The sequence below is a fragment of the Mycobacterium spongiae genome (assembly GCF_018278905.1).
GTDB classification, from domain to species: Bacteria; Actinomycetota; Actinomycetes; order Mycobacteriales; family Mycobacteriaceae; genus Mycobacterium; species Mycobacterium spongiae.
This window is the reverse complement of sequence record NZ_CP046600.1, coordinates 1431812-1446302: the sequence shown is the minus strand read 5'-3', so window position 1 is coordinate 1446302 and position 14491 is coordinate 1431812. Positions and strand designations below refer to the sequence as shown.

8 protein-coding genes are annotated in these 14491 nt (G+C 65.9%); 3 read left to right on the top strand and 5 right to left on the bottom strand.

Annotated features, from left to right (window positions below; all coding sequences use genetic code 11):
* Positions 1-35: 35 nt before the first annotated feature.
* A complete protein-coding gene (locus F6B93_RS05860) occupies positions 36-2150 on the bottom strand; it encodes an ATP-dependent DNA helicase UvrD2 (RefSeq protein WP_211698255.1) in 2115 nt (704 codons plus the stop codon).
* A 185-nt stretch (positions 2151-2335) separates the two neighbouring features.
* Between F6B93_RS05860 and mrx1 the strand changes: the two genes are divergently transcribed.
* Both mrx1 and F6B93_RS05850 read left to right on the top strand, forming a co-directional pair.
* Complete coding sequence (gene mrx1 / locus F6B93_RS05855) at positions 2336-2590, top strand: mycoredoxin Mrx1 (protein ID WP_211698254.1); 255 nt, start codon at positions 2336-2338, stop codon at positions 2588-2590.
* A 350-nt stretch (positions 2591-2940) separates the two neighbouring features.
* Positions 2941-3495, top strand: a complete 555-nt coding sequence (locus F6B93_RS05850; RefSeq protein ID WP_246541016.1) for a sensor domain-containing protein — start codon at positions 2941-2943, stop codon at positions 3493-3495.
* A 33-nt stretch (positions 3496-3528) separates the two neighbouring features.
* On the opposite strand, the gene F6B93_RS05845 is transcribed toward F6B93_RS05850, so the two are convergent.
* Entirely contained in the window at positions 3529-6741 is a 3213-nt protein-coding gene (locus F6B93_RS05845) for a LuxR C-terminal-related transcriptional regulator (RefSeq protein ID WP_246541015.1), read from the bottom strand.
* A gap of 173 nt (positions 6742-6914) precedes the next feature.
* Positions 6915-9683, bottom strand: coding sequence for a PPE family protein (locus tag F6B93_RS05840; protein WP_211698251.1), 2769 nt, complete (start codon positions 9681-9683; stop codon positions 6915-6917).
* Between the two features lie 276 nt (positions 9684-9959).
* On the opposite strand from F6B93_RS05840, the gene F6B93_RS05835 reads away from it, so the two are divergent.
* Positions 9960-12539, top strand: a complete 2580-nt coding sequence (locus F6B93_RS05835) for a PE family protein (RefSeq protein WP_211698250.1) — start codon at positions 9960-9962, stop codon at positions 12537-12539.
* Between the two features lie 65 nt (positions 12540-12604).
* Here the strand turns inward: F6B93_RS05835 and F6B93_RS05830 are convergent, their stop codons facing one another.
* The gene (locus tag F6B93_RS05830) at positions 12605-13312 is read right to left on the bottom strand and encodes an MIP/aquaporin family protein (protein WP_211698249.1); all 708 of its coding nucleotides are present in this window, start codon (positions 13310-13312) and stop codon (positions 12605-12607) included.
* 227 nt (positions 13313-13539) lie between these two features.
* Complete coding sequence (gene nudC / locus F6B93_RS05825; RefSeq protein ID WP_211698248.1) at positions 13540-14463, bottom strand: NAD(+) diphosphatase; 924 nt, start codon at positions 14461-14463, stop codon at positions 13540-13542.
* Between the last annotated feature and the right edge of the window lie 28 nt (positions 14464-14491).

Below are 14491 nucleotides of genomic sequence, written 5' to 3'. Positions count from 1 at the left end.
TTTGACCTGCGCATTTGCTTGTGCCGGCGCGTCGGTTAGGCACGGCCGCGAACCAAGTCCAAGACGTCCGGTCCGTACTGCTCGAGCTTGCGTGCACCGATGCCCGGGATGGCGATCAGCGCCGCGTCGTCGACCGGCAGCAACTCGGCGATCGCGATCAGTGTGTTGTCGCTGAAGACGACATATGCGGGCACATTTTGCTCCTTGGCGGTGGCGAGACGCCAAGATTTGAGTTGCAACAACAATTCTTCGTCGACGTCGGCGGCACAGGTGTCACAACGACGCAGCATGACGGCTGAAGGCGTGGCCAGCTCGTTGTTGCAGATCCGGCACCGGGTCGCGGCTGCGCGGTTGCGCCGCGATTTGGTCGGTGCTGGATCTTGCCGTGTCTGCGGCGCGATGCCGTTGAGGAACCGCGACGGCTTGCGGCTCTGGCGCCCGCCCGCGGCACGCGATAGTGCCCAGCTGAGTGCCAAATGCACTCGGGCTCTCGTGATCCCAACATAGAGCAAGCGACGCTCTTCTTCGACACGCTCGCTCTCCGGGCCGTGCGCCACGGCGTGCGAGATAGGCAGGGTGCCATCGACCAGCCCTACCAGGAACACTGCATCCCACTCGAGTCCCTTCGCCGCGTGCAGTGAAGCCAGCGTGACGCCTTGAACCACCGGTGGGTGCCGCGCGTCGGCGCGCATCCGAAGCTCAGCCAACAACTCAGAAAACTGCAGCTGCGGACGCTGCGCGACCTCGTCGTCGACCAATTCAGCCAGCGCAGTAAGGGCCTCCCACCGCTCCCGGGCACGGGTGCCGACAGGAGGCTCGGTCGTCAGCCCGAGCGGTTCCAGGACCTCGCGAACCACATCCGACAGCGACCCCTCGATACCACCCACAGCGACCCGTTCGGCGGCACGCTGTAAGGCGAGCAACGCCTGCTTGATCTCCTGACGATTGAAAAATCCCTCGCCACCACGGACTTGATAGGCGATGCCCGCCTCGGTCAACGCCTCTTCGTAGACCTCGGACTGCGCATTGACCCGGTAGAGGATGGCTATCTCGGACGCTGGGGTGCCAGATTCGATGAGCCGCGCGATCGACTCCGCTACGGCGGCGGCCTCGGCAGGTTCATCGGGATACTCGCTAAAGGAGGGGACCGGACCTGCTTCACGCTGGCCGGACAGCTGCAACTTGCTGCCCGCAACCCGGCCCCGGGCGCCCGCGATCACTTGATTGGCGAGCGAGACCACCTGCGGCGTGGACCGGTAGTCACGCTCGAGGCGCACCACCGTGGCGTCCGGGAAACGCCGCGAGAAGTCAAGCAGGAAGCGAGGCGAGGCCCCGGTGAACGAGTAAATGGTCTGATTGGCGTCGCCGACGACAGTAACGTCGTCTCGCTCACCCAGCCAGGCCGAAAGCACTCGCTGCTGCAGAGGGGTGACGTCTTGGTACTCGTCAACGACGAAACAGCGGTAGCGGTCCCGAAATTCCTCGGCCACACCGGCGTCGTTTTCAATCGCGGCCGCGGTGTGCAGCAGTAGGTCGTCGAAGTCGAGCAGGGTGACACCTTCGGCCTGGACTTTGAGGGCCTCATACTCCGTGTAAGCGGCGGCGATCTGCGCAGCATCCAGCGGGATATCGCGCCGCGCCGCCGCGACGGCGTTCGCATACTCCTCCGGGCCGATCAGCGATGCTTTGGCCCACTCGATCTCGCCGGCGAGGTCGCGGATGTCGTCCGTACTGGCATTGAGCCTGGCGCGGCCGGCCGCGCGGGCGACGATCGCGAACTTGCTGTCTAGCAACTGCCACCCGGTGTCTGCGATCACCCGCGGCCAGAAGTAACGCAGTTGGCGGTGCGCGGCGGCGTGAAAGGTCAGCGCCTGCACGGCGCCGACGCCAGAGCCGGCCCCCGCTGCGGTGTCGAGCGCCCGCAACCTGGTGCGCATCTCCCCCGCCGCACGCTGGGTGAAGGTCACCGCGAGTATTTGCCCGGCGGCGACATGACCGCTCGCGACGAGCTGGGCGATGCGGTGCGTAATGGTGCGGGTTTTGCCTGTTCCGGCGCCCGCAAGCACACAAACAGGTCCGCGAGGAGCCAGCACCGCTTCGCGCTGCTCGTCGTCCAGCCCGGCAGTCCACGGATCTGCGACCATCAGCATGGCGTCCATCTTGGCAGCGGTCGCCGACAAACCCGGTAGATCGGGTTCCGCGGGTCCCCGACCCGCCGCGCGACACGCTCGAAATCCGCTCGGAATTCCGGGGTCGCCGGGATTTCGGCCGCCGGCCCGGCTCCTCCCCAGCCCACTTCGCGGTCCGCATCGTCGCCGGGTTAGGTTAGCGACTTATGACGAGCGCTGCAGTCACCATCTACACCACGGAATGGTGCGGCTACTGTTTCCGCCTCAAGACAGCACTCGAGGCCAACAGAATCTCGTACGACGAGGTCGACATAGAACTAAACGCAGCAGCCGCGGAGTTCGTCGCGTCCGTCAACCATGGCAATAGGACGGTCCCCACAGTGCGGTTTGCCGACGGGTCGACAATGACCAACCCGAGCGCGGGTGAAGTGCAAGCGAAGCTTGCCGAGGCCGCGGGCTAGCCAGTTCGGTCTTACGCCCTGTGGACTGGGTAGCGGCAAGCGCTGGCTCGCATAGTTGATGCGCAGCAAAGAGTCTGGCCGCCGTAAGATAGGACTGCGGGGTCCACGCCCCGGCGATCCCACCAACGACATCGCGCCCACATCGACAGCGGACAAGAGTACGCGGAAAACGGCTTAGCGACGATGAGGCCAAACGACTCCAGCAGCAAGAACGAGAGGTCTCGGGCGAAATGGCCTATAGGGCGCCCAGGGTGAACGCCACCAACGTTGCCAGGGCTGGCCGCCAGAGCCTACTTGGCTGCTGCGTTGTGCTGGCGATCGCCGCATGCTCGCATCACCACACAACGACCATGCCGACCACCACGGCGGCACCTGACGTCGACTCGTTGATCGTCAGCGTCGAAGATGCGCGGCGGATAGCCAGTTTCGAAGACCTCACTCCGGACGCGCACGCGGATACACGCAAACCGTCGCGGGGAGACCCGAACGCTCCGGGTCCCTGCCGCGCGGCAAGCAATAGCGATCTCACTTTCGGCAGCCGCTGGACGGCGTTTCGGCGGGTTGGGTATATCGCGGCGACCGATGCCCTTGCGCCGGGTGAGGGGGTCTCGATGGTCGCCGAAGTCAGCCAGGCCGTCGCCATGTACGCGAATTCGGATACCGCGCGTCAAGTGCTCGATCGGCTGGAGTCGTCACTACGAGCGTGCGCTGCTCTGCGTGACCCCGACTACGACTTCACCCTGGAAAGGCCGGACGACTCCACCTTGAAGCTCAGTGCTGCCGACTGGAGCCACCTGTACCGCGAGAAATCTTCGGTGTTGATATCCGTCGGCGTGGTTGGTCTGGAACGGACCGACCAGATCGCCAACAACGTCCTTCAAACTGTCACCGATCGCATCAACTAGCTGCAAGCCGCGCGATCTAGCTGGCACCGACGATTAGATGTGGCGCGCTGCCTCTTGAGCGAGCTGCAGGCGCGAGGTCAGCCCGAGCTTGGCGTAGATGTGGGTGAGGTGGGTCTGGACAGTCCGGTATGAAACGAATAGCCGCGTGGCGATGTCTTTGTTGGCCAGCCCTTCACCCACGAGCCGCACGATCTGGACCTCGGTCAGAGTCAGCGACGCCCAACCCGTGGCCGAACGTTTGCGTTCGCCGCGACCGCGGCGGGCGTAGGCGATGGCTTCCGCGGTCGACAACGCCGCGCCCTCAGCCCAAGCGCTGTCAAAGTCGTTGTTTCCTAAGGCCTCGCGCAGGCCTCGCACCGTCGCCTCATAGCCTTCGTCGAAGACCTTGAAACGCACGGCGCCGATGCCCCGCCGAGCGGTGTCGGCCGCGCCGCACAACCTCGCCGCGTCGCGGTGGTTACCTGCCTCGTACCCGAGATCGGCGAGACATTCGAAAGTGTCCGCAACGATGAGCGAGCTGCGGATATTGGCGGCAAGCGTAAGCGCATCGTAGGCGTCGTGTTCGGCTTGTTTGAAATCACGCTGGGCGATCGCGACCCGCGAACGGGTCGACAGCGCCGCACCTCGAAACGAGCCCTTCGTCGCCGAGATCACGTCGTCGGCCCAGCGACGGGCCGCGGCAAGGTCGCCACAACCCAGCGGCCCCAAGGCCGCCCACCCGTGAAATCCAACCGTCAGTGGTTCTAGGCCGGCGCGCTGGCGAGCTTCTTCGCTGGCCCGCCAGGCCGCGACCGCATCACCAGCGGCGAGGCACGCAAGCGCAATACAGATGTATGCCTTGCCCGTGTGAAACCCAGGAAGTTCGGCGCAGCCTTCGAGGGCTGCGTCGGCACGGGATCGGGCACCAACCACGTCGCCTTGGAACACCCGTACGATGCCATCGATGACCAAGGCATAGACCCGAAACATCGCGTCATGCTCCGCGGCCGCTTCCTCGATCACGTCACCGAGCTGCGCCGCCGCCAGCACCAGATCGCCTTGCATGAATGTCGCCAATCCCTCAAGCAAGCGGCAATGACGGGCGGTGAATCGGTCACCTGTGGCCTCGGCAGCCTCGAGCGCCTTCGCCGCAGTCGCAACTATCCCGGCGAAATCACCGGCGATTACCGCCGGCATGGTCTGCCGGGCCAGAACCTGGCTCAGCAGCCACGAATCGCCCATTTCTCGGACAGTGTTGACCGCCTCGTCGAAATAGGGTTCGGCGGCCTCGGCGTCATAAAGAAAGGCGCAGCCACGGGTCATCAGCGCGCGCACCAATAATTCCCTGTCATCGAGGGTTCGGGCGATGGTCAGGGCTTCTTCGGTTTCCTCATCGCCTGCCGCGACGCCGACCCAGGCCAGAAGCGCCGCCCGGCTGGCGATTGCTTGCACACGGACTTCGGGTGCCACGTTGGGCGCATCGATTTTGGCGAGCCCGGTCTCAAGCCAGGCGAGACCTTCCTGGATCGCGTCGTGCGATCCCCAGAGCAGCTCGAGCGAAGACGCAAGCTCCAACGCCCGGCCAATGGCTCCGCTTTCGAGGCTGCGCCCGAATGCGCTTTGAAAATTGTCCATCTCGTCGTATGCGGACTCGAGGCGTTGCAGGAAGTCACTTGCTGCAGGGTCGATCAGGGAACTCGCCAGTGACGTGTAGTAGTCGCTGTGACGGTTAGCGAGTTCGTCGGCTTCGCCGGATTCTCCCAGTTTCTCCAACGCGTAGTGACGCACCGTCTCTAAGAGGCGATAGCGTGTGAGGCCAGCGGTGTGTTCGGCTACGACCAGAGACTTGTCGACGAGCAGCGCGAGCTGGTCGCGGATTTGATGGCTCTCGATCGGGCTGCTGCCGGCCACAGCGCGGGCCGCGTCTAGATCGAACCCACCCACGAACACCGAGAGCCGACGCAACACGACGCGTTCGTCCTCGGTCAGCAACGCATGCGACCAATCGACCGAGGCGCGCAACGTCTGCTGGCGGGCCACCACGGTACGCAAACCACCGGTCAGAAGACGAAACCGGTCATCGAGGCTGGTGACGATCTCCTCCAGCGACAACGCCCGCACCCGCGCTGCCGCCAGCTCGATGGCCAGCGGCATGCCGTCAAGCCGCCGGCAGATCTCAGCCACGGCGGCCTCGTTCTCCGCGGTCACCGCGAAATCCTGCCGAACCCGACGAGCCCGATCGGCGAACAACTCCACGGCCTCATCGGCCAGCGACAAGGAGGGCACCACAAACGCGACTTCCCCGAGCACGCCGAGAGGCTCCCGGCTGGTTGCCAGCAGCGTCGACGCGGGGCAGGCACCCAACAGGTCAACCGCCAAAGACGCAACAGCAGCCAGCAGATGTTCGCAGTTGTCCAGCATTATCAGCATCTGGCGCTCGCCTACGTACTGGACCAGCGCTTCCATCGTTGCCAAGCCGGGCCGATCGTGAAGTCCAATGGCACGGGCCACCGCGACCGCAACGAGTGTGGGATCGGTGATCGCCGCGAGGTCGACATACCAGGCACCGTCGCCCAGCTCCGGCGCAACGCGCACGGCCAGCTCAGCACCCAGACGAGTTTTGCCGATACCGCCGGCGCCGGTCAGCGTCACCAGCCGGTTGTCGATCAACAGCTTTCGCAGCTGGGTCAGTTGTGGGCCGCGGCCCACAAAACTGGTCAAGTGCACCGGAACGTGATGCGTATCAACACTTTTAGCAGTCCTCAAGGGCGGGAACATGTTGTCCACGCTGGGATGGCACAGCTGCACCAATCGTTCGGCCAGATCACGCACCCGACAGGTGCCCAGGTCGGTCAGCCAGGCGTCCGCCGGTAGCGAATCGACGACGAGCTGCTGGGTGGCATCCGACAGAAGCGTCTGGCCACCGTGAGCCAGATCCCGCACGGCCGCGGTTCTGCTGATCGTTGGACTCGCATCGTGAGCTTCGTCGCGCTGCTGCACTTGGCCGGTATGAACCCCGATACGCAACCGGATCGGCGTCAACGGCATCTGCTGTAGCTGCAACGCGCACCCCACAGCATCACTGGCGCGGGTGAACGCGGCCACGAAGCTATTACCGTCTCCGTGTTCAGTCAGCCGCTGTCCCTCATGGACCGCAACCAGCTCGTCCACCGCCTGAGCGAGCGCGGCGCTGGCCGTTGCCATCTTGTCGGGATGGGTGTGCGACAGGCGAATTGCACAGTCAACACCGCCCACAAGAAATGTCACCGTTCCCAATGGCAGCGATTCAGTCACGCCCGCGATAGCTCCGATTCAGCAGCGGCACATCCGGATTTAGGTATCGTAACCGGCCCGAGCTAATACGAAAGCCGCGATCTAATAGTCAGCGCATGCCAGTAGCACCACCCGCGGTCGCACAAACCCAGGGCAGGCCTCACGCACTATGGCGTGGTGCCCTGGAATACCAAACCCGCGAGCCTGAAACCGAAGTTGCTGAGGCCCGACACCAGGCTGTTGTCCGCGAGGGGGAGGCCGCCAAGGTTGCCCAGCCCCGATATGCCGCTGCCGAGGTTCGACAACCCTGAGGATATGGCGCCGAAGTTGAGGTAACCCGAGCCGAAGGAAAGCCCGGCGGGAACCTCGTTAAACAAGCCCGACAGACCGGCGCCGGTGTTGCCGAAGCCTGAGCTGCTCCCGGCGCCGCTGTTGAAGAAGCCCGACGATGGAGTGGTACTCGAGTTAAAAAAGCCTGGCCCCGGCGGGATGTCCAACCGCGCCACGACGGTGCTGGGCAGGTTGATGCTGGGGATGGCGAGCTCCGGGGTGGTGAACCCGCCGACACCGATGCCGCCGATGCTGAGCGGAGCAGTGGTAATCGCCGGGATGTCGACTTGGGGCAGGGTGAACCCACCGACATCGATGCCCGGGATGGTAAGCGGATTGGTGGTAGTCGCAGGGATGCTGATATCCGGCAAGGTGAACCCGCCCACATTGAAGGGGGGGATGGTGATCGATGGAACGACAATTTGACCGAGGAGAATTAGCGGCGTCTGGAACCCACCGCCAAAGAGATCACCGACAACGATGCTGGGAAGGGAAATAGTAGGGGTGTTAATCTCAGGAGTTGCGATAGTCGGCAAATCGAAACCGCCGATGTTGATGCCTGGGATGGTAAACGGTTCGACCGTACTGATGCTGGGGAACTCGAATGCGCCTATCTCGATAGCGGGGAAGGTGAACCCGGAAATAAAGCCATTTGTAAGGGGTGGGCCAGCGCCAGTGGGGTCTCCTATGAAGAACGTGTCCAAGGATATTTCTTCAAGGAAGAAGTTTGACCCCCCCATAAGACCACCGACTATAGAAAGTATCTGAAGAGGGCCACCAGGAATCGCGCCGCCGCCGATAACCGTGGGGGTGATGATACCGGGAAGTTCGAACCCAGCCATGGTTATCGTAGGTGTTGACAACCCGTTGAGTTGTATTCTGGGCGTGCCGAGGGTGGGTACCTCTACCTCGGGCAGGACAAACCCGCCCACATTTCCGCCGGCGAGGTCTATGGAGGGAATGGTCATCGACGGTATATTGATTTCGGGCGTTGTAAACGTTCCCACTGTTGCCGAGCCTATGACGCCCGGCGGAATTGCGAATGCGGCAGTCGTTATTTCGGGTGTGGTGAACCCGCTCACAGTGATCTCGGGGGGATTAAACGCCGGAAGCGACATCGACGGTATCGTGATATCGGGCAAGCTAAACCCGCCCACGGTGATATCCGCCGGCGTGGTCACCGCGGGAAGAGACATCGAAGGTATCGTTATCTCGGGCAGGTCGAAGGCGGGGACACTGATCGCCGGGAGGTTGATCGGGGGCAGGGTCATCTCGGGCGTACCGATTCCGAACGTGAGACTGTCCTGGGTGCCATTACCCGTCAGAAAGAATCCGCTATTCATGTTGCCAACGTTGAAGGCGCCGGTATTGATATCGCCCGAGTTCAAAAAGCCGGTGTTGGCGTCGCCGGTGTTGAAGCTACCCGTGTTAGAGACGCCCGGGTTGGCATCGCCCGTGTTGTAGCTACCCGTGTTCACGCTTCCTGTATTGGCGTCGCCCACATTGAGGCTACCGGTGTTGAAGGAGCCCACGTTAAAGAAGCCCGTGTTCGCCTGTCCAGAGTTCCACCAGCCCGTGTTGTAGTTGCCCGAGTTCCCGATACCGAAGTTTCCGGTGCCGGAGTTAAAGAATCCGATATTCCCGTTGCCCGAGTTAAATAATCCCAAATTGTTAGAACCCGAGTTTAGGCCGCCGATGCCGACCTGATTGTTGCCGATCAACCCAATACCAATATTGTTGTTGCCGGCATTCGCGAAGCCGATGTTACCGTTGCCGATGTTCGCAAAGCCCAGGTTGGAACTACCGCGGTTTGCCGGGCCGATATTCAGGCTGCCCAAGTTTCCGAAGCCGAGATTGCTGCTGCCGAAGTTTCCGGAACCGACATTGCTACTACCAAGGTTTCCGCTGCCAAGATTGAGAAAACCGGCATTGCCGTTGCCGACGTTGGTAAGGCCGAGATTGCCCAGACCCAGGTTAACGGCAATCATCCTGCTCGCCGCGGCGGCTGCAGCCGGGGCGCCCACCGAAGTAGGGCCGGCAGCGGGCAGTGCAGCTACAGCCAACTGAGCCGGCAGGCCGGCCAGGTTTTGCAGCGGCTGAGCAAACGGGGTCAACGCCGAGAGGACCCCCGAAGCCCCCGCGTGATAGCCAACCATCGCGGCGACATCCTGTGCCCACATCGCCTCGTAGGCGGCCTCGGTCGCCGCGATCGCCGGGGCGTTTTGGCCAAACAGATTCGACATCACCAGAGACACCAGCTGACCCCGGTTGGCCACGACCATCGCCGGATCCACGGTGGCCGCCCGCACCGCCTCAAATGCGGCGGTAATCGCGCGGGCCTGAAGGGCCGTCTGGTCGGCCTGCGCCGCCGTCGCGCTCAGCCATCCCGCGTACGGGCCGGCCGCCGCCAGCATGGCCGCCGCAGCCGGACCCTGCCACGCCTGCTCTGCGAGCAAAGACGTCAGCGACCCAAAGGAACTCGCCGCCGAAGCCAACTCGGCGGCCAACCCATCCCAGGCCACCGCCGCTGCCAACATCGGTTCAGCGCCTGCACCCCCGAAGATCCTGGCCGAGTTGATCTCGGGTGGCAATGACAGAAAATTCAACGCGCCAAACCCCTTCTCGCCCGATGTTTGCGACCCACGTAATGGTCTGCCCGACACGTGGCGGGAATATCTCACGTGGACCACGACCGGAATGTTGCTCAAATCCGGTTTGTTGCTATGAGTTTGTACAGGCTATTGATATCCGTGAGCAATACGATGTTTGTCGTATCAGTTTCAGAATTTCGTGCGATACGAATACGACGAACGTCGTATTGATCGGGTGCGAATCGCCAACGTACAACCTCCCTAGCAACAAGCGCTGTCGGGAGGTGGCACGTGTCGTTTGTGATCGCGATGCCTGAGATAGTGGGCTCAGCGGCAACGAACTTGGCCGGGATCGGCTCGGTTTTGAGTGCGGCTAATGCCGGGGCGGCGGCCTCGACCACACAGATCGCGGCCGCAGCCCAGGATGAGGTGTCGGCGGCAGTTGCGGCGTTGTTTTCCGGCCACGGCCAGGCCTATCAGGCGTTCAGCGCCCAGGCGGCGGGGTTTCACCAACAGTTCGTGCAGACGTTGACCGCCGGTGCGGGCGCCTACGCGGGCGCCGAGGCCGCCGCCGCCGCGTCGATGGCGGCCCCTGCCCAGTCGGTGACACAGGACCTGCTGGCTGCGGTCAACGCGCAAAGTGTGGCGCTGACGGGGCGCCCGCTGATCGGCAACGGCGCCAACGGCGCCCCGGGGACCGGCGCCAATGGGGCCCCGGGCGGCTGGTTGATCGGTGACGGTGGGGCCGGGGGCTCCGGTGCGGCAGGGCTGCCCGGTGGGGCCGGCGGAGCGGCCGGGCTGTGGGGCACCGGCGGCGCCGGCGGGGCTGGCGGTACCGCCGCCGCGGGTCACGGTGGGGCTGGTGGAGCTGGCGGGGCCGGTGGCTGGTTGTTGGGCGCCGGCGGGACCGGCGGCGCCGGCGGATTCGGCCAAGCCGGTGATGGGGGTGCCGGTGGGGTCGGCGGGGCCGGCGGGCTGTGGGGCGCCGGCGGACTCGGCGGGTCCGGCGGAGCATCGTTCGGCGGGTCCGGCGGGGCCGGTGGGGGCGGCGGGACAAGTGGACTGCTGGCCGGGCTCCTCGGCGCTGGCGGCGGCAACGGCGGCACCGGCGGGGCAGCCTCTTTCACTGGGGGCGCCGGTGGTGCCGGCGGCGATGCTGGCCTGTTGGGCGGCCCTGGCGGGGCCGGCGGGGTCGGCGGGGCCGGCAATAGCGGCGGCGGGGCCGGCGGGGCCGGCGGCAATGCCGGGCTACTGTTCGGTGCCGGCGGGGCCGGCGGTACCGGCGGATTCGGGATTGGTGGCGACGGGGGTTCCGGTGGGGTCGGCGGCACCGGCGGGGCGTTCGGGGCCGGCGGGCTCGGCGGGGCCGGCGGGGCCGGCGAAACCGGCGGTGCCGGCGGGGCCGGCGGAAACGCCGGCTGGCTGGGCAACGGCGGGGTCGGCGGGGCCGGAGGATTCGGCGACACCAACGACGGGGGTGCCGGCGGGGCCGGCGGCGCCGGCGGCCAGCTGATCGGCAACGGCGGTGCCGGCGGTGCCGGCGGGGAGGGCACCATGACCGGCGGTGCCGGGGGTACCGGTGGCAACGGGGTGCTGATCGGCAACGGCGGTAACGCCGGTATCGGCGGCACTGGCGCGACCGCCGGCGGCACCGGCGCTGGTGGGATCAGCGGGCTGCTGCTGGGGCTGGACGGATTCAACGCCCCGGCGAGCACCTCGCCGCTGCATACCCTGCAGCAGCAAGCACTGGGCGCGATCAACGCCCCCATTCAGGAGCTGACCGGGCGCCCGCTGATCGGCAACGGCACCCCCGGAGCTGCCGGCAGCGGGGCCAACGGCACACCCGGCGGGTGGCTGCTCGGCGATGGCGGGGCCGGCGGATCCGGCTCAGCGGGCATGGGCGAGTCCGGCGGGGCCGGCGGTGCCGCCGGCCTGTGGGGCGCAGGCGGCACCGGCGGGGCCGGCGCCAGCTCATCGATCGGCGACGGGGGGGCCGGCGGCGACGGTGGCGCTGGCGGTTGGCTGTTCGGCGACGGCGGCGCCGGCGGGACCGGCGGGTTCAGCAGCTTCGGCGGCGGGGTCGGTGGAGCAGGTGGCGGCGGCGGAGCCGGTGGACTGTGGGGCGCGGGCGGGGCCGGCGGGACCGGCGGGACCGGCGAGCCCGGTGCGGCCGCCGGTGGGGCCGGTGGGACCGGCGGGGCCGGCGGCCTGCTGGCTGGGCTTCTCGGCGCCGGCGGCGGCGACGGCGGAACAGGCGGAACCGGCGGACCCGGCGGAGCCGGCGGTGCCGGCGGCAGCGCGGGGCCGCTCGCCGGCACCGGTGGTGCGGGCGGCACCGGTGGATTCGGATTCGGACTTGGCGGGGCCGGCGGAACCGGTGGGACCGGCGGCGGGCTGTTCGGCGACGGCGGGGCCGGCGGGGCCGGTGGAGCCGGCAGTGCGGTCGGTGGGACCGGCGGCGCCGGCGGCACCGCCGGCCTGCTGTTCGGCAGCGGCGGGGCCGGCGGATTCGGCGGAACCGGAAGTGCCGGCAACGGAGGGGACGGCGGGATCGGCGGCAGCGCCGGCTGGCTCGGCAACGGCGGGGCCGGCGGCGCCGGAGGGATCAGCCGGACCGCTGGCGGGGGGGCCGGGGGTGCTGGCGGCACCGGCGGTCAGTTGCAGGGCGGCGGTGGGGCCGGCGGCGCCGGCGGCAATGGTGACACCGGCGGCGGCTTGGGCGGGGCCGGAGGCGTCGGCGGCAACGCCGGGCTGATCGGCACCGGCGGCAACGGCGGCAACGGCGGCACCGGCAACGCCGCGGGCAGCCCCGGCACCGGAGGGGTCGGCGGGCTCCTGTTGGGCCAGAACGGGCTCAACGGGTTATCCTAGCGGGAATCCATCAACGTACCTCCGGTTGTGGGCTGGGTGCGTGCGCTGCGCGTGATCGCACTGATCTACTGCTCCTCGGCGCCTCTCGGGTCGGGGCTGACTGTCCGGTAGGCATAGGCGGCAACGATTGCACCGGTGACCTGCGCTACCAGATAGACCCAGATGAACTTCCACGAGAAAAACCCGGAGAGCATCAAGCCTGACGTGATGGCCGGGTTGAACGCGGCACCGGAAATGTCGCCAACCGCAACCACTCCGGCGGCCACGGTGAAGCCGATGGCGAGGCCGTAGAAACTGTTGCCCGCGTGATCTTCACTGGTGGCGGTATGCAGGACCACATAGCAGAGCGCAAAGGTAAAAACCAGCTCCACGAGGAGGGCGGCCCAAACATGGCCGGTAAGGTCGCCGCCGCCGACCGAGTACTTCTCGTGCCACACTCCGAAGCCCACGAGGTAGGCCAGAACAGCCCCGGCCAGCTGCGCCACGATATAGCCAGCGAGGTCGCGCGGCGGCAGAGCGCCACGCAGAGTGGCAGCGATCGATACCGCCGGGTTGAAGTGGCCGCCAGAAACATGCCCGCCTGCGTAAACCATGACCATCAGCACCGAGCCGACGCCAATGGCACTCGCGGCGGGACTGGCCCCGGACGCGACGATGCCGAGTACGGCGAACATGAAGACGAACATCCCGATCAGCTCGGTCAAATACTTGCGAAGGGCGTCATATCGGGCAACGCTCGGGCCGCCTGTTGTCTGAGTCTCTTTGTCAGTCATGCCGATATCCTCCAAACTTCCCGCAGCGCAGCGATGCTGTAGCGAATGTGGTCAGCGGGTCCGATCTAACCAGCCACTACAAGGCCCGGCACAGCGGTCTGCCCAGCGGTCAAGCCACTGGACGCATTCGTCGGTGGCTGCTTCGGCGACAGCTGGCACAGCTGTGTCGCCTGGCGTTCTTCGTTGCCACCAACGTCATGCCGCACCACGACCAGTAGCACGCTGCTTCACTCGCGAGCCGCCCACGACTCGATAATCACGCGGGCAATCGAGATCGAACCGGGCAGCAGCAATTTAGACCGTGAGCTGCTGGTCCAGTCGCCGGCCTCAAGCGCGGTGCGCACCTCATCGCGGGTGAACCACCCAGCTTCGGCGATTTCGCCATCGTGGAATGAAAAGTCTTGATCCGGGTCGCCCAGGGCATGGAAGCCGACCATGAGCGAGCGCGGAAACGGCCATGGCTGGCTGCCCAGATAACGCACGTCGCGAACGTCTAGTCCGATTTCCTCACGGATCTCCCGGGCGACGCAGACTTCGAACGACTCGCCGGCCTCAACGAATCCAGCCAGCAGCGAGAACATTCGTTCCGGCCACACCGCCTGACGAGCCAGCACCGCACGATCGCCACCATCGTGAATAAGGCAGATCACCGCCGGGTCAATACGTGGGAACTCCTCGTGACCGGTAATCGGGTTAACTCGTGCCCAGCCACCCCTGGCCGGTTTGGTCGGCGTCCCATCCAAGGCGCTGAATCGGGAGCCGTCATGCCAGTTCAGCAATGCGGTCGCCGACGACACCAACTGGCTACTCGTGTCGTCGATGATCAAGCCCAGCCCACGAAGGTCAACGACCTTGGCGTCCGGCTCATCATCGTCGGGCGGTTCCAGCGCCGCACGGATTGCCCAAACATGGCGTCCGCCCTCGATGCGGCCCAGGAAGACCGCTTCTGGCGGTGGCTTGTCCGCCAGCGTGATTGCCGCGCCAAGCACCACCCGACCGTTGGCTAAGAGAACTCGATTACGTGAATCCACACGCAACAATGCGGCATCTGCCCATCCGGCGATCGCCGCGTCGAGGTCAGTACGCAGATGGTCGGCCCGGTCGGCGCCGACGCGTGACAAGAGCGGAACGTTTCGCAACCGGAAATCCACGCTAAGTACCTCCGTGACGACCCGCCGC

What these genes read in the sequence shown, in the direction of transcription:
- F6B93_RS05850 (WP_246541016.1), top strand. Translation starts at nt 2,941, where the DNA reads ATGCCGACCACCACGGCGGCACCTGACGTCGACTCGTTGATCGTCAGC.
- mrx1 (WP_211698254.1), top strand. Translation starts at nt 2,336, where the DNA reads ATGACGAGCGCTGCAGTCACCATCTACACCACGGAATGGTGCGGCTAC.
- F6B93_RS05860 (WP_211698255.1), bottom strand. Translation starts at nt 2,150, where the DNA reads ATGCTGATGGTCGCAGATCCGTGGACTGCCGGGCTGGACGACGAGCAG.
- F6B93_RS05830 (WP_211698249.1), bottom strand. Translation starts at nt 13,312, where the DNA reads ATGACTGACAAAGAGACTCAGACAACAGGCGGCCCGAGCGTTGCCCGA.